At 34.1% G+C, this 19,114-nt stretch carries 18 protein-coding genes; 4 read left to right on the forward strand and 14 right to left on the reverse strand.

Annotation, left to right across the window (positions count from 1 at the left end):
* Window positions 1-65 precede the first annotated feature (65 nt).
* The 7 genes from KO493_RS15415 to KO493_RS15445 all read right to left on the reverse strand — a co-directional run bounded on the left by KO493_RS15415 (window position 66) and on the right by KO493_RS15445 (window position 9,245).
* The gene (locus KO493_RS15415) at window positions 66-764 is read right to left on the reverse strand and encodes an Insecticidal toxin complex protein (RefSeq protein WP_216068878.1); all 699 of its coding nucleotides are present in this window, start codon (window positions 762-764) and stop codon (window positions 66-68) included.
* 37 nt (window positions 765-801) lie between these two features.
* Window positions 802-3,225 carry a TonB-dependent receptor domain-containing protein gene (locus tag KO493_RS15420; protein WP_216068879.1) on the reverse strand — a complete coding sequence of 808 codons (2,424 nt, stop codon included), beginning with the start codon at window positions 3,223-3,225 and terminating at the stop codon, window positions 802-804.
* Window positions 3,206-4,564, reverse strand: coding sequence for an HTTM domain-containing protein (locus KO493_RS15425; RefSeq protein ID WP_216068880.1), 1,359 nt, complete (start codon window positions 4,562-4,564; stop codon window positions 3,206-3,208). The genes KO493_RS15420 and KO493_RS15425 overlap by 20 nt, the downstream gene beginning before the upstream one ends.
* A gap of 76 nt (window positions 4,565-4,640) precedes the next feature.
* Window positions 4,641-5,750, reverse strand: coding sequence for an imelysin family protein (locus tag KO493_RS15430; protein WP_216068881.1), 1,110 nt, complete (start codon window positions 5,748-5,750; stop codon window positions 4,641-4,643).
* 74 nt (window positions 5,751-5,824) lie between these two features.
* Window positions 5,825-7,030: a DUF4856 domain-containing protein gene (locus KO493_RS15435; protein ID WP_216068882.1), complete on the reverse strand. Its 1,206-nt coding sequence runs from the start codon at window positions 7,028-7,030 to the stop codon at window positions 5,825-5,827.
* A 130-nt stretch (window positions 7,031-7,160) separates the two neighbouring features.
* Entirely contained in the window at window positions 7,161-8,024 is an 864-nt protein-coding gene (locus tag KO493_RS15440) for a hydroxymethylglutaryl-CoA lyase (protein ID WP_216068883.1), read from the reverse strand.
* 189 nt (window positions 8,025-8,213) lie between these two features.
* Window positions 8,214-9,245 carry a quinone-dependent dihydroorotate dehydrogenase gene (locus tag KO493_RS15445; protein ID WP_216068884.1) on the reverse strand — a complete coding sequence of 344 codons (1,032 nt, stop codon included), beginning with the start codon at window positions 9,243-9,245 and terminating at the stop codon, window positions 8,214-8,216.
* A gap of 163 nt (window positions 9,246-9,408) precedes the next feature.
* Between KO493_RS15445 and pepT the strand changes: the two genes are divergently transcribed.
* The 3 genes from pepT to cysK all read left to right on the forward strand — a co-directional run bounded on the left by pepT (window position 9,409) and on the right by cysK (window position 12,161).
* Entirely contained in the window at window positions 9,409-10,647 is a 1,239-nt protein-coding gene (pepT, locus tag KO493_RS15450) for a peptidase T (protein WP_216068885.1), read from the forward strand.
* Between the two features lie 61 nt (window positions 10,648-10,708).
* Window positions 10,709-11,218: a serine protease inhibitor ecotin gene (gene eco, locus KO493_RS15455; protein WP_216068886.1), complete on the forward strand. Its 510-nt coding sequence runs from the start codon at window positions 10,709-10,711 to the stop codon at window positions 11,216-11,218.
* A gap of 34 nt (window positions 11,219-11,252) precedes the next feature.
* Entirely contained in the window at window positions 11,253-12,161 is a 909-nt protein-coding gene (gene cysK, locus KO493_RS15460; protein WP_216068887.1) for a cysteine synthase A, read from the forward strand.
* A gap of 378 nt (window positions 12,162-12,539) precedes the next feature.
* Here cysK and proB read toward each other — a convergent pair whose 3' ends face one another.
* From proB to nusB, 7 genes are all read right to left on the reverse strand, one after another.
* Window positions 12,540-13,310, reverse strand: coding sequence for a glutamate 5-kinase (proB, locus tag KO493_RS15465; protein ID WP_216068888.1), 771 nt, complete (start codon window positions 13,308-13,310; stop codon window positions 12,540-12,542).
* Window position 13,311: 1 nt separating this feature from the next.
* On the reverse strand, window positions 13,312-14,118 hold the full coding sequence (proC, locus tag KO493_RS15470) for a pyrroline-5-carboxylate reductase (RefSeq protein ID WP_216068889.1): 807 nt from the start codon (window positions 14,116-14,118) through the stop codon (window positions 13,312-13,314).
* 50 nt (window positions 14,119-14,168) lie between these two features.
* Window positions 14,169-14,360 carry a hypothetical protein gene (locus tag KO493_RS15475; protein WP_216068890.1) on the reverse strand — a complete coding sequence of 64 codons (192 nt, stop codon included), beginning with the start codon at window positions 14,358-14,360 and terminating at the stop codon, window positions 14,169-14,171.
* Between the two features lie 35 nt (window positions 14,361-14,395).
* A complete protein-coding gene (locus tag KO493_RS15480; protein WP_216068891.1) occupies window positions 14,396-14,851 on the reverse strand; it encodes a GNAT family N-acetyltransferase in 456 nt (151 codons plus the stop codon).
* A 363-nt stretch (window positions 14,852-15,214) separates the two neighbouring features.
* Window positions 15,215-15,505: a preprotein translocase subunit YajC gene (yajC, locus tag KO493_RS15485; RefSeq protein WP_216068892.1), complete on the reverse strand. Its 291-nt coding sequence runs from the start codon at window positions 15,503-15,505 to the stop codon at window positions 15,215-15,217.
* A gap of 30 nt (window positions 15,506-15,535) precedes the next feature.
* The gene (locus KO493_RS15490; RefSeq protein WP_216068893.1) at window positions 15,536-15,994 is read right to left on the reverse strand and encodes a DUF1573 domain-containing protein; all 459 of its coding nucleotides are present in this window, start codon (window positions 15,992-15,994) and stop codon (window positions 15,536-15,538) included.
* Window positions 15,995-16,090: 96 nt separating this feature from the next.
* Entirely contained in the window at window positions 16,091-17,038 is a 948-nt protein-coding gene (gene nusB / locus KO493_RS15495) for a transcription antitermination factor NusB (protein ID WP_252723251.1), read from the reverse strand.
* 201 nt (window positions 17,039-17,239) lie between these two features.
* Here nusB and KO493_RS15500 point away from each other — a divergent pair, with 201 nt between their 5' ends.
* On the forward strand, window positions 17,240-19,003 hold the full coding sequence (locus KO493_RS15500) for an ABC transporter ATP-binding protein (RefSeq protein ID WP_216068894.1): 1,764 nt from the start codon (window positions 17,240-17,242) through the stop codon (window positions 19,001-19,003).
* Window positions 19,004-19,114: the final 111 nt, after the last annotated feature.

The following is a 19,114-nucleotide window of genomic DNA, read 5'->3' on the forward strand; positions in this document are numbered from 1 at the left end:
TTAAGTGGCGAATAGGCATGCTTTATTTAGGTACATTAAACTTTGTTGTACCTCTAAATATATTACTAATGATTTTCACAAAAATCTCTAAGTACATGCAGTGCGTAATCATATCGGTTTTTGGTCACACTAATATCAGATTTAAAACGAATTTTTTTAGGAACCAAAACGCAATAGAAACCTTTGCCTTTTGCCATGCGTTCTATAGTACGAAGTCCTTTATCATCTATACCTTCATAAATACCTTTTAACCAAATGTATTGTTCTTTATGGATTATGGATTCATCCCATTGCATCGCCGCATTAGATTTCAAAACGTCTTCACTCAAATACAAGGCCTTCAAAGTTTTAAAAGCATGGTTAAAAACGGTTTCACTGCCTTGATATGCGTAGGATTTGACACTTTTTGTTGTAAATACGCTAAAAGGAAACGCATTTACTAGTCGTAATTTATTCGATATATAATACGCCATCTTGGGCCAAACGACCTCACAATGTCTTGCTTCCATTTTAGAAAAAAACCATTTGTAAAAATCGCGACGCTCCTTTATGGTTTCGTATTCCAAAAAATAATTGTGCTGTAAATTGTAAATATTAGCATTCTGCCAAACTTGCGTATTTCGCCTGCGATCCGATTTTAACCAGTCGGTAGCTCTTAATTCCCTTTTGCCGTTTACTTTTTCAAAGGCATTTAATGATTTCCATTCTTTAGCATGCCCAAAGCAGCATACCAAAAGAAAACCTACTGAAAAAATATATCGCATTGCACATGGGTTTAAGACTTAAAAATACGAGTTATTTTTAAATTTTTATCTCCAAAGTAGCATACCAGTTTCTAGGTGCCGAAGGAATAATACCAGGACCTGGATAACCCGTTGCACGACGCGTGAAGTAGCTGTTGTCTAAAACATTGTTTAAACCCGTTTCTAGTTTGAATCGTTTATAGCTATAAGACAGTGAGATATCTAAAACATCGTAAGCAGGAATTTCTCCAATTACCCCACTTAAACTAGGCGTAACAGAATTAGTTGCATCGGTAAATTGACTTCCTAAATAGGTATACTGAATACTTCCTAACACGTTTTTATATCCACCACGTAAGCCAGTTTTAAAATTTAAATCTGGCACAAATTCTACTTTGTTACCCACAATACCAGCTTGTTCTGAATGGGTATATTCTGATGCTATAAAAGAAGAGTTTATAAAATAATTCAGTTTAAAATCATTATTTAAACCAATGATAGATTTCAAATTAAAATCGAATAAGGATTCTACGCCATACATCACGGCATCACCAATGTTCCCACGTTCGGCCACAATTTTACCATCAGGCAATACAGTTTGCACGAATCCAATTCTATCCTTATAAAACAAGCCAAACGCACCTAAATCGTACGACAGAAAGCTACCGTAAGTGCCTCGCATACCCATATCGGCCGTAAAACCACTTTCGTCGCTAATATCAGGATTGATAGTAAATGCAGGGTTAGTAACATTAATATCTGAAAATGTTACCGAACGGTAATTCTGTGAAATATTCCCATAAAATTCTAGGTTAGCATTAGCTTTATAACTTAGCCCCAAACCTAACAACACAAAGGCACGTTCAAAATTTTGATCTTCTTCAATAGTTTCTTCAAAAATGACATTTCCAGCACTATCCAAATTAAAATTCTTATAGTAACCATCGCTTTGCGTTTTTATATACTCAAAACGGAATCCTGGTGTTACTGAAAATTTATCGGTTACATAGAAAATATTTTCTCCAAAAACTGACACATTAAGGTTAGGCAAATCAAATCGTGATTGGTTTTTATAATAAGGAAAATCATTCGAGGCGAATTTAAAATCTGGACCAACACCATCGCTTCCTGGCCCTTGCTCTTGGAAGTTATTGGCCTTATAAAACTTGGTTCCAATTAAAAAAGTAGCATCCTTATCAAAAACTTCATACTTACTTAATAAGCGTGATTCAAATCCGAAATTATTAAAATCCCCAACTATTAAATCGCGTACACCTCCTGGATCGGCTTGATTAACTCGATTGGTACGAAACCCTAAGGCTTTTCTAGATGCTTGTAAACCAAAAAAGTTAAAAGTAAAATTGGTGTTTTCTGTAAATTCGTGCGCAAATTTTAAATTATAGAGCAACCAATTCACTTTAAACCAGTTTCTTTCTCTATTACTTTGCAACGGGTCGTCTTCAAACATATCATCGGTTAAACCACCTCCTTGTTGCGCCAAATAATGCAAATAAGAAACATCGCCTGTTAATGAAGTTTTCTTATTAAACTGATACCCTATTTGAGCAAAAACATTTTTTGATTCAAACTCCGAATTGGGTCTAAACCCATCCCCTTTCTTATAGTTAAAATAGCTGTAGTAGCTCCATTTATCACTGGTACCACTTAAACTTGTAAAGTTGGTATATAGCCCAAAACTTCCAACCGTATTTCTGGTAATAACCTCAATGGGTTTATTAGGATTAGGTGCCTTCATTTTGAAGTTTATCAAACCTCCAAACTGTGTTCCGTATTGCAAAGAAGCAGCACCTCGAATGACCTGAATTTCTGACAAACCTTCTGAAGCTGGGGTATAATAACTTTCTGGATAACCTAAAACATCGGCGCTGATATCATAACCATTTTGTCTGGTGTTAAAATTTGCCGTTCTATTGGGATCCAAACCACGACCACCAACATTTAACTGTAAACCAGCATCATCATTTTGATAAATATTTAAACCAGCAACCTGACTAAAAATTTGACGGGCATTATTAGAGGCTAAATTCGCCATAGACTGATCTACTAGAACCACTTCGGTTTTTTTTCCGGCGTAGATAGCGGTTTCTTCCACATCATTTAAGCGTTGCATCTCAAAAACTCTTTCTTTTCTAGCGGTAATTTCAACTTCAGAAAGTTTGGTGGTTAGATCCTGTAATTCAATCCTTAAATTTTCGGCTTCTGAAGTGCTTATCGTAATCTCTTTAGTTTCATATTCATAAGAAAAAAATACTAAAGTCAGTCCTTTTTTAGAAGTTTGAAAACTAAAATACCCCTTGGCATCTGTAACTGCTTTTTCCCCTGAAGCTTTATCATATATCTGAACATCGGCAACAGGTTTTTGAGTTTCAGAAAATACAACAACACCATTTACAGGGTTTTGTGCATATAGTGAGATGCTGAAAAATAGCGTGAATAATAATTTATAGGCCTTTAATGTCATCGTTAAAAGGTAAGATCCAGTGCTTGGGTTTAAATGATTCTTTTTCTTGGTACAAATCTACTGTTTTATCTATATATGGCGCGCTTAATCTGCCATTTAATGTTACATAACTTTCAACAAAAACTTGTACGTTTTTATGCCCTTGTGCTGTAAAATGATCGCCCAAATAATGAGCGTATTCTAAAATAAAATCAGGTTGAGACCCCATTTGCTTTTCCTGAAAAGGGGTTAAAAAATCTTTATTGTCTACATAAAAAAAGTTACCCGTTTTGGCATCAACAATTTTAAAGGTAGATATTCCCATTTTTTCCATAAGCATGACACGCCATGAAAAACGGTACCCTTCTTCGGTCCAAAAAAGTTCGCCTGGATATAATAAATAACGAAACGGAAACGCCAATTGAAACACAAAAAACAACCCGATAAAAGCAACAAGTGGCTTCTTAAAGGTGTATTTATAATTGGATTGCGTTGCAATTAATGTTGAAGGTTTAAGGTTTTGAAATACATCTTTTATAAGGCGGATAATTTTTTTATGAAACCCAGCTTCAAAGAAAATTAATGTTGAGGCAATCATTACAAATGGAAACATCCCGATAGGAAACAAAACACGTGTAAACACATGAAAAATGACTACCAATAAAAAAGCGAATCTGCGCGTGGGTTTGTAAAGTAACAAAAATGGAATCGCCAAATCATAAAGCATACCGCTCCAACTCATCGCGTATTGAAACCAAGTTTGATGCATCAAAGTATCACCTATTAGTGGTAAATCATATTTAGAAGGCAACCATATTTTTAAAGGCATCGCCTGTAATAACCAATCACTATTTAATTTGGCCAAGCCTGCATAAAAATACACAATCCCTAAAAGTAGCTTTACAGCATCAATAGTCCATTTTGGAATGTTTTGATAAGATCGCTTTCTAATTAAATTATCTATTGAAAGCTGTGCGTTAGCGGGAAGAAAAATCATTAAAAACGCCATTAAACTAATAAAGTAGTAATGATTGAGATAGGTGGTTTTATCCATCAATTCGATGTAAGTAAAACTGAGAAAAAAAGTAATTATTGCGAGCCTATATTTTAAACCAATAGCCACAAAAATTGCTGAAAGCGCGCAAATAATAAATAATAAATAAGTGTAATTACCTAAGGGTTTTACCCACTCAAAACCGAAATAAGTAAAGTTAAATTTTGGCTGAATGTATAAAGTATCTATCCAACCATGATACCAAAACCGAATCATGCCATAGCACATCATCAAACCAAATAGCATCCTGAACACCGCTAATGGTGCCGCATTGGTATACTGGTTAAAATATGATTTAAAAGTCATGGCTATAAATGTGAAAAAGCTATCTGCAAAGGAGTTTCTTTATAGATAGCTTTAAAAGTTATTTTTTTATATATGATTAATCACCATCATTATCTTGATACCCTTCATCCAAACTCACTTGAAATACAGCCATCATATCCGATTTTAACGAGACTACGGCTAATTGCAAAGCATCGTAAATCATAGTCATTTTAGAATTATCTGTATTAATTTGCGAATAAAAATTGGCATCTACTACGTCAATTCTAGTTCTTGCGTCATTAAATCTTGAATTTATTAAAGTGGCGATATCATCACGCTCTAAATACACTAAGTACGAATAAAAGCTTTCCCCTTTAGAAGATCCTTTATACGCTTTACCATTAAAGAAATCTTGAACAGCATTTAAAGCGTCTTGAATTAATATTTTTGACACTTCTTGATTGTAAAAAGCCTCTATCTTTTCTGGTAGCGGTGTGTTAGAGAAATGACCAATAGGAATAGCAATCTTAGCTGCTCTTAAACGACTTTCATAATAAAAATTATAATCGTTAACTATTTTATTAACACTACTAGTTCCAGTGTTTCCGGTTTCTTTTACAAAAGCATCACGGTAAGAAGTCGTCCAATCGTTTAACACGATCTCTGTTAGATTTTGCATCTGATCAATAACATCAGATAAATACGTTTGATATTTAGCATCTGTATATTTTGCTACAATTGAAGCCTCATCAGCAGCAACACCGTACAATAAGTAATCTACCGCAGGAAAACCAACGGCATCATTATTATTTGGGTGTGTTAAATCGTATGTTCCGTTTGCTATATTGGTTTCTACCTCTTGCACAGAAGTAGGATACACATTCATTTGAAAACCGTACAGCATTGATTCGGCTTTACCAATATTAAACATTTCAACAGATTGCCACACTTTATAAGCCGCTAACCAAGAACCTCTTAAAGTTTCCAAGTTCGTTTGATTTGGAGTTGCAATAAAATTGTCTTTATCGGTTTTAAGCGTTTTAAGTTTAGTGTTTAAATCTAAAAAAGCAGGAACGATAATATTATCGGCTAAATTTAATAACAATTCACCTCTATCGTAGGCATCCTTTCCGTCTGTACCATTATCATCTGAAGAAGATGAACTACAGGCATTAAAAAACATAACGACGCTTAGGGCTAAAAAAACTTTTCTTAATGTAAACATATCTTATAAATATTGGCAAAAATAGCAAAACAGCAAATGTATTAATTCATTTGCTGTTTATAAAAATCTTTTACTTAGTTAGATGCATCTGCTGCAGCTTCAGTTGAAAAACCAAACCTTGCAGAAATGTCATCAGATAACTCATTTAAAGTAGTTTCTGAAACGCCCCAAAAACCATTATTCCCCATTAAATCGGCTAGCATTCCGTCTACCTCATCCTTTGTAAAATAAGGGCCGTCAGTGGCGTTATCTCTTGTGAATTGTAAGCTATAAATAAATCCGTAGGCTTCAGATAAAGCGTGAAATGCAGAAGCTTTATCTGCAGTTAAACTGTTTTTTCCAGATTGTAAATAGTAAACGGCACGCACAGCAGGAACCAAAGAAATACGTTCTCTTAAAATTTCAACTTGCTCATCACGTACAGTATACTCTCCTTCTGTAATCGCAGCTCTACCTAATTTAAAAGCATTATAAACATCTTCATCTAAACCATCAAAATCAGGATCTGCACTTACACGATCTAAATATTCGCTTAAAAATTGATCTGCACCTAATTCTGGCTCAGCAGGGTTAACTTCAGCACCATATAAGTAACCGTAAGCCTCATCCCATTTGTGCTCCATGGTTGTATAATCTTTACCAGATTCTAAAACTCCTGCATCATTATTTTCTTTATTCGAACCAGCATCTAAAACAGCTGTTCCTAAGTAATTATTTAATATTTGATCAATCATTAAACCACCAATAAGCCCTTTCGCGAAAGCTTGGTTGTATTCTAATCCTTCTGCATTTACGTAACGAATGGTTCCACTTGTTTGCTGAATTGCACCAGCGTTACCCTGAGAAGCTACAGCCCCCCAATTTGGGAATACACTATTAACTTGTCCCGAAATCCAAGAATCGAACTCCGCTTTAATTTCGTTAGATACTGTAGTATTTGTTGAAAAATAATCTGTAGACGCCGCCACTTTACTTTTTACACTTTTATTTGAAGCATTCAAATCTGCATCTGAAAAATCATTAGCATTTTCAATATGCGCAAACATCGCGTCAATTTGGGCTTGTGAAGAACCATTATCTTTTAATGCAGTAACAATTTCTTCTGCCATTTGAATTCTAGTGGTTTGACCAGAAAAACTTACTGTTGAATTTCCATCTCTTGTAAACACGTAGGTTTCAGGAGCATCAACATTGTTTCCATTATCTCCACCGTCATCATCATTTGTACACGATTGAAATAAAGCAGATACTACAAATAGACTTAAAACTAATTTTTTCATTATAAACTTAATATTGGTTTTTATTTTTATTTAGACTGATTGTAAACAGCAGTCAATTTTCAGCTGCAAATATAAAACTCAATAGCAGTTAGACAAAATTTATTTAGATTAAATTTAAATAAATGAAGAATTAGTAATAAACCTTAAAGATTTTTGAGGCTTCATTAAAGGCACTTTCAAAGCTTAGGGCGTTCAGGTTATTTTTTTGTTTAGTCGTAAAATAAGATAATAATTTCTCGGTGGGCATGTTGCCAATCAACTCATCTTTTGCCATTGGGCAACCTCCAAAACCTTGTATTGCACCATCATAGCGTGTACAACCAGCATCATATGCGGCATCAATTTTTTCAAACCAAGTTTTTGGGTTTGTATGAAGATGAGCACCAAATTCAATTTGAGAATATTCAGGAATTAAATTAGAAAACAAATAATTGATAGTTTCTGGTGTAGAAGAACCTACGGTATCGCTTAATGATAATATTTTCACGCCCATTTTAGCCAATTTGGAGGTCCACTCGCCTACGATATCAACATTCCAAGGGTCTCCATACGGGTTTCCAAAGCCCATTGAAATATAAACGACTACTTCTTTATTGGCTTGATCGGCGATTTCTAAAATTTCAGAAAGGGTAATTACTGATTGCGCAATCGTTTTATGCGTATTCCGCATTTGGAAGTTTTCTGAAATTGAAAACGGATAGCCTAAATAATTAACTTCTTGATACTTACTCGCATCTATAGCACCTCGCGTATTAGCGATTATGGCTAAAAGTTTACTAGTCGTTTTGCTTAAATCTAACTGCCTTAAAACCTCTGCAGTATCAGCCATTTGTGGTATGGCCTTTGGCGACACAAAGCTTCCAAAGTCAATGGTATCATAACCAACACGTAATAATGATTGGATATATTGAACCTTTTGAGCGGTTGGAATTAATTGTTTTATGCCCTGCATGGCATCTCTAGGACATTCAATAATTTTTATTGGTGCAGACATAAACTTCTAAATGGAAGATAAAAGTAATATTTATTATTTAATAAATTGAAAACGCTAATCACATCTCTTTAGCATACTTGAAAGCAAGAGCAAAAGATAGCCTATCGTCACCCTGCATTTAATTCAGGGGCGCTTCATAAATCGTATTATCAATATAATGAGTTGCCGAATCGCGATCGGCATGACGCGTTATTGCTTTAAAACCGCCTTATTGATTTCCTTTATCAAGCCAGGACCTTCATAAATAAAACCAGTATAAATTTGTACTAGATCGGCACCAGCTTCTAACTTTTCAAGCGCATCTGTTCCGGAATGCACACCTCCCACTCCAATTATAGGGAAAGCTTTATTACTTTTTTCTGATAGGTATTTAATAACGGCTGTACTTTTTTCTTTAACCGGCTTTCCGCTTAAACCACCGTTTCCAATAGATTCTAATAATTCATCTGAAGCTTTTAAACCGCTTCTATCCGTAGAGGTATTACTAGCTATAACGCCATCTAGATTGGTTTCATTAACCAATTCGATGATTTCATCTAACTGAATGTTATTTAAATCCGGGGCGATTTTAAGTACAATTGGTTTTTGTTTATCGAAGTTTTTATTCGCCGTTTGTACCGCACCAATTAGTTCTAAAAGATAATCTTTATCATTTAATTTGGCGTGACTCCCTACATTAGGGCAACTTACATTAAGCACAAAATAGTCTACGTAAGGGTGCAGCGCATTAAAGCACTCTAGATAATCTTTAGTATAATCTTCAGGTTTTGTGGTTGTATTTTTACCAATATTACCACCAATGATCAATTTACCTTGGTTATTCTTCAACTGAGAAATAGCAGCATCTAATCCTTCATTATTAAAGCCCATACGGTTTATAATCCCTTGATCGTCTTTTAATCTGAACAAGCGTTTCTTAGGATTACCTTCCTGACCTTTAGGTGTTACTGTTCCTATTTCAATAAAACCAAATCCGAAATTGGCCAACTCGTTATAAAGCACGGCATTTTTATCAAATCCAGCTGCTAATCCCACTGGGTTTTTAAAAGTAAGTCCGAATAATTTACGTTCCAGGCGCTTATCTTCAATCACATATAAACTTCTAAATAAGGCAGAAACACCAGGGATTTTTGAAGTTATTTTTATTAAAGAAAAGGTGAAATGGTGAATTTTTTCAGGATCGAACAAGAAAAATAAAGGGCGAAGTAAAAGTTTGTACATCTTTATTATTTGTGCAAAAATACCGCTAATTAATCTAAATAAAAAATCAACTAAATGTTAAGCCAAAAAAAATTAATATTCGTAAATTAGATGTTCAATTTTCAAACAATTATAGCACTGAAAACCAACAGGTTTACAAGTTAATCCCTTAATTTTATTTAGAATGATCTCAAAAGAACACATTATAAAACGTTTTGTTAGTTATGTTACTGTAGATACCGAATCTGATCCAAATTCAAATAGCACGCCTAGCACAGAAAAACAATGGGATTTAGCCAATAAACTGGTTGAAGAATTAAAGACCATTGGACTATCTGATGTTAGTATAGATAACAATGCCTACATCATGGCCACCTTACCTAGCAATGTAGATCATGAGGTTCCAACTATCGGATTTATTTCGCACTTCGACACCTCACCAGATTTTACAGGCGCTAACGTAAATCCACAAATTATAGATAAATATGACGGTAAAGATATTGTGCTAAACGCAGCCGAAAATATCGTTTTATCTCCAGATTATTTTGAAGATTTAAACCTTTATGTTGGCCAGACTTTAATTACAACAGACGGCACCACACTTTTAGGCGCCGATGATAAAGCTGGAATTTGTGAAATTATTTCGGCTATGGAATATTTAATCAATCACCTCGAAATAAAACACGGTACGATTAAAGTTGGTTTTACACCGGATGAAGAAATTGGTAGAGGTGCTCATAAATTTGATGTCAAAAAATTTGGAGCAGACTGGGCTTACACCATGGATGGCAGTCAAGTTGGTGAACTGGAATACGAAAATTTTAATGCGGCAGGGGCGATTGTTAAAGTAAAAGGAAAGATCGTGCACCCAGGTTATGCTAAAGGCAAATTAATAAACTCGATGTATATTGCTACAGAGTTTATTAACTCCTTACCAAGGATGGAAACCCCAGAACATACCGAAGGGTATCAAGGTTTCTTCCATTTACATAATATGAAAGGTGAAGTTGAAGAAACCGTACTAGAATATATTATTCGCGATCATGATCGTGGACATTTTGAAGCTCGAAAAGAAGTGATGCTTAAGCTTACCAACGAGCTCAATTCGCAATACGGATATGAGGTGGTTTCTACAGAAATTAAAGATCAATATTTCAACATGCTTGAAAAAATTGAACCCGTAATGCATATTGTAGATATTGCAGAAGAAGCCATGAAACAGGTTGGTATCAAGCCACATATTAAGGCCATTCGAGGTGGAACTGATGGGGCACAACTGAGTTATATGGGGTTACCTTGTCCAAATATTTTTGCTGGTGGACATCATTTTCATGGTCGTTACGAATATGTGCCAGTAGAAAGCATCATAAAAGCGACAGAAGTGATTTGTAAAATCGCAGAACTCACAGCAAAAAAGAAATAGTTATTGTAAAGTTGAAAACTCAATTAACCAAGAATGCCGGCATTCTATAAAAACAAAAGTTATGAAATTAAATATTTTAATGCTTTCAATAATTCTATTGGTTTGCAGCTGTAAAGCACAAAACACAACAAATAAAAAAGAAGATGCTATGCCTAAATCAGAAACAGTCACACACGACATTAGTATGTATCCAAAGGCTAATAACAATCAACTTAGACATATTATAAACCTGCCTAAAACAGAAGATGATTTTGATTTTAAAGTGGAAATCTATGCCGGTAAAATGGCTGAAGTAGACTGTAACCAAAGCACATTATCTGGCTCTTTTAAAGCAGAAACCGTATCTGGCTGGGGCTATTCTTATTATAATTTCGACACAAACGGACAAATTGCAAGCACAAGACGTATGTGCCCAGATAATTCAAAACACCAAGCATTTGTGCAAACTCAAGGTGAAATTGTACGCTATAACAGCAAATTACCTATTGTTGTTTACACACCAAAAGGCTATGAAGTACGTTATAAAATTTGGTCAAGAAACACTTCTGAAAAAACAGCCATTATAAAATAAATTCAACGTAGAAACTATTTAAGATTTATAATAAATGAAAATCAATAACATATTAGAAAACATAGGCGATACGCCTGTGGTTAGATTAAGCAAGCTATTTCCAAAAGCTCATGTTTGGATGAAACTTGAAAAAGCAAATCCAGGTGGAAGCATTAAGGATAGAATTGCACTTTCTATGATTGAAGATGCTGAAAAAAAGAACCTCTTAACTAAGGATACCGAAATTATTGAACCAACTTCAGGAAATACAGGTGTTGGTTTGGCTATGGTTTGCGCTATAAAGGGTTACAAGCTTACCTTAGTGATGCCAGAATCTATGTCTGTTGAAAGACGCGCCTTAATGGCCGCTTACGGAGCAAACTTAGTATTAACTCCGAAAGAACAAGGTTTGGGTGGTACTATAGCCAAAGCAAATGAATTGGTTGAAACCACAAAAAACGCATGGATGCCTTCGCAATTTACAAACCCTTCGAATCCTGAAGTCCACAGAAAAACAACGGCTTTAGAGATCGCTAAAGATTTCCCTGATGGTTTGGATTATTTGATTACTGGCGTTGGAACAGGCGGCCATATTACTGGGATTTCGGAAGTTCTAAAAGAGAAATTTTCGAACTTAAAAGTCCTTGCTGTTGAGCCTGACGATTCGCCCATTATTTCTGGTGGTGAACCAGGGCCACATCCTTTACAAGGGATCGGGCCAGGTTTTTTCCCTGAAGTATTTAACAAAAACGCTATAGATGGTGCTGTTAGAATTACCAAAGAAGAAGCTTTCGCTGAAGTTCAAAACATTGCTAAAACAGAAGGTATTCTAGTTGGTATCTCTACAGGCGCTTCATTAGCCGCTGTTAGAAAACAATTATCAAACTTTAAGGAAAGTGATGTTGTTTTAACTATGAATTACGACACAGGTGAGCGTTATCTTTCTATTGAAGGATTACTATAAACAAACTTCTTTTTGAAATGGTTATGTATTTCGAAATCGAACACCGTCTCTGAACTTGCTTGTTCACGGTGTTCGGGCGGACTCGATAACTTTTCGACATCAAAAAAAGCAATCTCGACTGCGCTCGATTTGAGATCCTACTAAAAACTAAAAAAGCTTCCTCAAACGGGAAGCTTTTTTGATAACAATTTAATTGTATAATGTCGTATTTTTAATTTGAATTATTTTTTGTTCAGATGAAATAGAAAATTCAAGCATAGCAGTAGCTACGGTTTTATTTTATATTGAAATATGGATGAAAAAGAAACAAATTATATGCGATATTATATGGTTAAAATGGTATAATATCAGACAAAATATAGATAATGTCTACATTATTTATAGAGATACTTTTGTACCTACATCTTTTCCGTCGATAATATCTATAATGGTATTTGGATTTGTACCATTTGCAATATAAGTTGGTATATTGTTAGCGGCAGCTGCCTGAGCGTAGTCTAACTTAGACCCCATTCCACCACGGCCTTCACCTTCAGCTTTATTACTACTTTTAATATAACGTCCCAAATCATCTTCAGGATCTACATTAGATATTAAATTACTGTCTTTAGCTTCAGGGTGCCCCGTGTAAAGTCCGTCAATATCTGTTAAAATAATAAGTCTATCCGCTTCAATTAATTGCGCAATTAAACTGGCTAACTCATCATTATCAGAAAACATCGAATTCCTTACCGAAACAGCATCATCTTCATTGGCAATAGGGATAACACCTTCTTGCATTAAGCCTTCTACACAGCTAATCATATTTTCTCTATGAACTCCAGGAGAAAAATCACGTTTGGTAGGCAATACCTGTGCACATTTCATTCCGTAATCATAAAAAATATTGTAATACAAACGCATCATTCTTGGTTGCCCAATTGAAGAATACACCTGACGACGTTGTGTTTTATTTTTAATTTTAGCTTTACCTAATACTTCCTTACCTGCAATAACAGATCCAGAGGATACTAAAACCACCATGATATCTCGATCGTAAAGTTCAGCGATTTGTCTAACTAAGTTTCGTAAAACAGGTCTAACAATTCTGTTGTCTTTGTTGGTCATCACATTGGTACCAACTTTAATAACTATTCTTTCTTTATACATCTTAATGTTCTTGTCCTAATTCAATTGCACGATTAAACGCAGCGTATGCGGCATCTCTAATTAACACATTTACTTTATTATCTTCCATAGAATTCAAAGCTGCTCTGGTAGTACCGCCCTTAGAAGCAACTCTATCCATCCATTCTCTAGGCGTAATATCCGATTGATTAAAAAGATCTACAGCGCCTGCAAAAGTTTGCGAAACTAAAGTAGTCGCATCTTCTTTAGAAAAGCCCATTTCTGTAGCAGCATTCATCATACTTTCCATAAAAAAGAATACATATGCTGGTCCGCTTCCTGAGATACCAGTTGAAGCATCAATGAAGTTTTCACTTGAAACTTTTAGAGATTTCCCTGTCGTGTTTAACAAAATCTCTACGTTAGACGCCTCTTGAGTAGAAACTTCAGGTGAAGCCACAAAAGACGTCAATCCTTTACCTATTTGTGCTGGTAAATTTGGCATTGCTCGAACTACTTTGTCAAGTCCTGACATTGTTTTGATAGCACCTATAGTTACTCCTGCCATAACAGAAACAATTATTTGCTCCTTATTCGTATAAGGCTTTATATTTTCAAAAACGCTAGCAGCGTGAAATGGTTTTACCGCTATAAAGATGATATCTGCCGCTGGCACACAATCTTTTAAATCTCTATGAGCATCAAAATATGGAATTTCATCAAGTTGTTTTAGCTTTTCTTCGCTATTATCAAGAACCATAATGTTATTATTTTTTAGAAGTGTTGACTTCGACATGCCTTCTGCATAGGTTAATCCCATATTTCCGGCTCCGATTACTAGTACTTTCATCTGTTTTTTTAACTTATTTTATTTTAATTAATAGCTTGATTTTCTTCAATTTAAACGAACAACATTTTGTTGTTATTATCGCTTACTTCCTTATAATAAGTTTCCTTATTCATACGAAGTGTTTTAATGGGCATTCCAAAAAGATACTTTTTAATAGAAGTAACTTTCGTAATTAATTGGCCCATTTTAATACTGTATTGTTTATCGTATTGTATTTGACGTTTAATATATAAAATTTTCATGTATTCGGTTTTAAACTTTATGCAATTAATCTTTATTATCTAGTTAATCGCATTTCAATATTACGAGCCTCAAATCCTTCATTTTCAAATAACTCAATCATAGGATTATGTTTATTAATATGTATTGCAATGGCTCCTCTGCAATACTTTTTAGTATGTTTTATCAAATCTGAGGAAATCCCTTTTCCTTTATACGCCTCTTTCACAGCGATATAAACCAATATGTTTTCAGATAAATATTCGTTCATTCCTGTTTTATTTACCACCACAGCGCCTACAATTTGGTCTCCATCCTCCATTATAAAAACATACCCGCCCAAGCCGGCAATTTCCTTAGCAGCATATAGCAAGGACTTCCTTATGGCGCTTTTAGAATCTCTAAAATCACCAGAATTAGCATAAATAAAATTGGCCGTGCGGTTAATATCGTTAATTGATAACCTTGTAAAGGCATCAAATGTTTTTATGGTCATTGATTTGGTTTCGGACATAAAAATAGTTTACATCTAATTTATAGATACAACAAGACGTGCATTTAAATAAAATTTACCTTTTAAATATAGCTGAAATTACATCAAACATATCTACAAGGTAATCGTTATAAAGGGAGATCGATAATGGATATGAAAGCTAACGTGAAGGTGGAATGAATTTGTCAGATTGGTTTCTAAAAACTAGAAAGTTGAAGTTAAATATTCTGCAATTCTTTTCATGTATTCCTTTTCTCATTAGCCAAATTTAGGTAATTATACCCCTAATAGCAAATTTGAAACGTTAAGATAATTTAACAAGAAAAGTATGGAGCAAAAAAAAGCTCCCAAATTGGGAGCTTTAGTAATCAATTATCAAAATAATTATTTCTTTTCTGGAGCATTAAGTTTCGTACTCATCTCCATTGAAATTGCCGATTTATCGAATTTCAATTTTCCAGACATCGTTTCTAAAACACAACTTCCGTCTTTATCATTTAATTCTAAAACTTTAGCATGTAAACCACTTTTTGTGATCACTTTATCGCCACGTTTTAAATCTGCTGCAAATTTCTTTTCTTTCTTTGCGCGTTTCATTTGTGGTGCAATCATAAAGAAATACACTACCACAAACATTAATACAAACGGCAGTAAACTACCAATACCTTCACTCATTATTTATAGATTTAGCTATTAAGCTGTTATTTAACTTTTGGCAGCTTCTGGTTTCACAAAGGCAGAAATTTTAACAACTTCAGTTCCTTTTTCAGTGTTAGCTGTAACCGTAATTGATTTAGTAACTTTATTAGATCCGCTACCATTAAACTTTACTGTAAATTTTCCGCTTGCTCCAGGTGCTAATGGTTCTCTACTCCAATCTTCAGGTACCGTACAACCACAAGAACTTTTAATGTCGGTAATTACTAAAGGTGCATTACCTGTATTTGTATAACTAAAAACAGTTTCAACAGGTGTTTTAGCTTCTATTTCACCAAAATCATGCTCCTTCTTATCGAATTCTAATACTGGAAAGTTTGAAGCGTTAGCATCACGTTCTGCCGCTACCGCTACGTTTGTTTCATCAATTTTTGCCGCTGCATTATCCTTACAAGATGTAAATGCGATTAAACATAAGGTGCTTAATCCTAAAATTATTTTTTTCATATTCCTTCTTTTTTTGGGTTTGGTGCGTAAAAATAGTAATTATTTATACTATTAAAAATTTTTGCAATTTTCTTAACAGATATTATCAGTAACACCTTACATCAAGCCTCGACCAATTTTATTTAAGGTGCCTTCCGCCTCGTATTCCTTCACTAACTTGTCTAAAATACCATTAATGAATATGCTACTTTTTGGTGTTGAATATTCTTTAGAAATTTCCAAATACTCGTTCATCGTTACTTTCACTGGGATTGATGGGAAGTTTTTAATTTCCGAAATAGCCATTTGCAGTAACACATAATCTACATTTGCAATACGTTCTGCGTCCCAGTTTTGGGTTTTAAGTTCGATTTCCTTATTTATTGCCGACCTATTTAGTAAAGTCTTTTTGAATAAGGTTGTCGCGAACTGCTTATCTTCAATATCCTTATATAGTTTTGGTGTAAAATGTTTTTCAGGTGAAGTAACTTTAGCTTTTCTAAGCAACTTTAAAATGGTTGTATTTACAGTTGGTAAATCATCTAACCAGGTTAAATTCTTATCTTCTATATATTCGTATAACTTTTCGTTAGGTGCAATGATGTCCTTAAACACATCTACAATAAAAGTACGATCTTCTTTAAAGTCTGAAACACGGGTTTTCATATACTCCACATATAAATCGCTTGAGGTGATGGCTTTAAAAACAACATCAACATACTCACTATCTAATGCCCAGTTAATATGTGCATTTCCATTAATCTCATCTTCTAATTGAATGTTATCCTTTAAGAGTTTTAAAAGTTCGTTATTCACAAACTTTCGGTTAGGATCTTTATCCTCCTTTGTAGCAAGGTGTTTGTTTTGTTTCTTTTGTAAATCGTCTTCTGCTCTTTTTTGTACTTCAATTAATAAAGAAATAATTAGAAGGTACAAATTGTACATATTTTCAATACTGTAAATTAGAAACTTTTGATCTTTACTAAAATCATCACTTTCACTACCTTTAAAAGCATACATGGTTTGCATTACTTTCACACGAATATGTCTTCTGCTTAACATCATTACAAAGAACTTTAATTAAAATAGGTGAAGTTTTTTATTATTTTCACGCTGCAAAAATAACACTATATTTAAAAACTAGTACAGTAAATTATGTTTTATTATCGTTAAATAGCTTTAACGATATTTAACAAATAGCCCGATACTTACAAGGTGTTAATTATCATAGATACCCTATATTTGTTCTACAATTTTAAATATTGAATGAAAGAATTACAGCACCTTAATAAATACTTTTTTAAATACAAAACACATCTTTTAACGGGTATTGTAATTACTATAATTGCTAGAATATTTCTACTTTTTACACCGCGTTACATCAAAGAGATTTTTGTAATTATAGAAAATTATTTAAAAGGCGGTGTTACAGAAGCCTCGATAAAAACCGATTTAACCGAAGCCATTTTATACATTATAGGAGCTGCCATTATAGGTGGTATTCTTACTTTCTTTATGAGACAAACCATTATTAATGTCTCTCGTTATATTGAGTACGATTTAAAAAATGAAATTTACGAGCAATACCAAAAGCTCTCCTTGAACTTTTATAAGAAAAATAGAACTGGCGATTTAATGAACCGCATCACCGAGGATGTTGGTCGTGTTCGTATGTATGCTGGTCCCGCCATCATGTATAGTATCAACACGGTAGCACTTTTCGTTATTGTGATTATTTACATGTTTAACGCGTCGCCAAAATTAACACTATACACCATTTTACCTTTACCTATTTTATCGATTATTATTTATAAACTAAGTAAAGAAATACACAAACGTAGTACGGTTGTTCAAGAATACTTATCTAAACTTTCAACCTTTACACAGGAATCTTTTAGTGGAATTTCGGTGATAAAAGCGTATGGTATGGAACCACAAACTTCTGAAAATTTCAACACATTAGCCAAGGAAAGTAAAACCAAACAGATAGACTTAACCAAAGTCCAAGCTTGGTTTTTCCCTATGATGATTTTACTTATAGGCATGAGCAACTTACTTGTTATTTATGTTGGAGGCATGCAGTATATTGATGGTGAAATAGAAAGCATTGGCACCATTGCCGAATTTATTATTTATGTAAATATGCTAACTTGGCCCGTTGCAACTGTAGGCTGGGTGACTTCCATTGTGCAACAAGCCGAAGCGTCGCAAAAACGAATTAATGAGTTCCTAAAAATAGAACCCGAAATAAGAAACTACACGTCTAATCATACAGAAATAACTGGAGACATTGTTTTTAAAAATGTACATTTCACCTACGACGACACCAATATTAAAGCTTTAAAAGGTGTTAGTTTTAATATTAAAGAAGGAGAAACATTAGCCATTTTAGGGAAAACCGGTTCTGGAAAATCAACGGTTCTAGATTTAGTGGGGCGCCTTTACGATATTGACAAAGGATCTATTTTGATTAACGATACCGAGATTGATCAGCTTAATTTAAATGAATTAAGAAATAGTATAGGCTATGTGCCACAGGATGCTTTTCTATTTTCCGATAGTATAAAAACCAACATCAAATTTGGTAACCAAGAAGCTAGCGATGATGATGTTATTGAAGCTGCAAAAAACGCACAGGTTCACAAAAACATTATCAAATTTAATAAAGGCTATGATACTGTTTTAGGAGAACGTGGCATTACGCTTTCTGGCGGACAAAAACAGCGTGTTTCCATAGCCAGAGCGATTATAAAATCACCAAAAATCTTATTGTTCGATGATTGTCTTTCTGCCGTAGATACCGAAACGGAAGAGAAAATACTAAGAAATATTAATAAACTCTCTAAAGGAAGAACGAGCATTATAGTGAGTCACCGGGTTTCATCAGCAAAAAATGCCGATAAAATTATAGTATTAGAAGATGGTGAAATAGTTCAGGAAGGTACGCACGAGAGCTTAATAAATGTAGAAGGTTACTACAAGCACTTGTATTTAAAACAGCTTAGCGAAAACACAGCTAACCCACTGTAAATCTATCGAGTAAACTAAAGGCACCAACCATATTATTTAATTAAATACAACGAAAAAGGGCATTTCAAAAAGAAACCTCAAATTTTGTTGCTTAGTAACGGTTTTTTTTAG

It is taken from the genome of Pseudotamlana agarivorans (genome assembly GCF_018860245.1).
In the GTDB taxonomy this organism is placed as follows: Bacteria; Bacteroidota; Bacteroidia; order Flavobacteriales; family Flavobacteriaceae; genus Pseudotamlana; species Pseudotamlana agarivorans_A.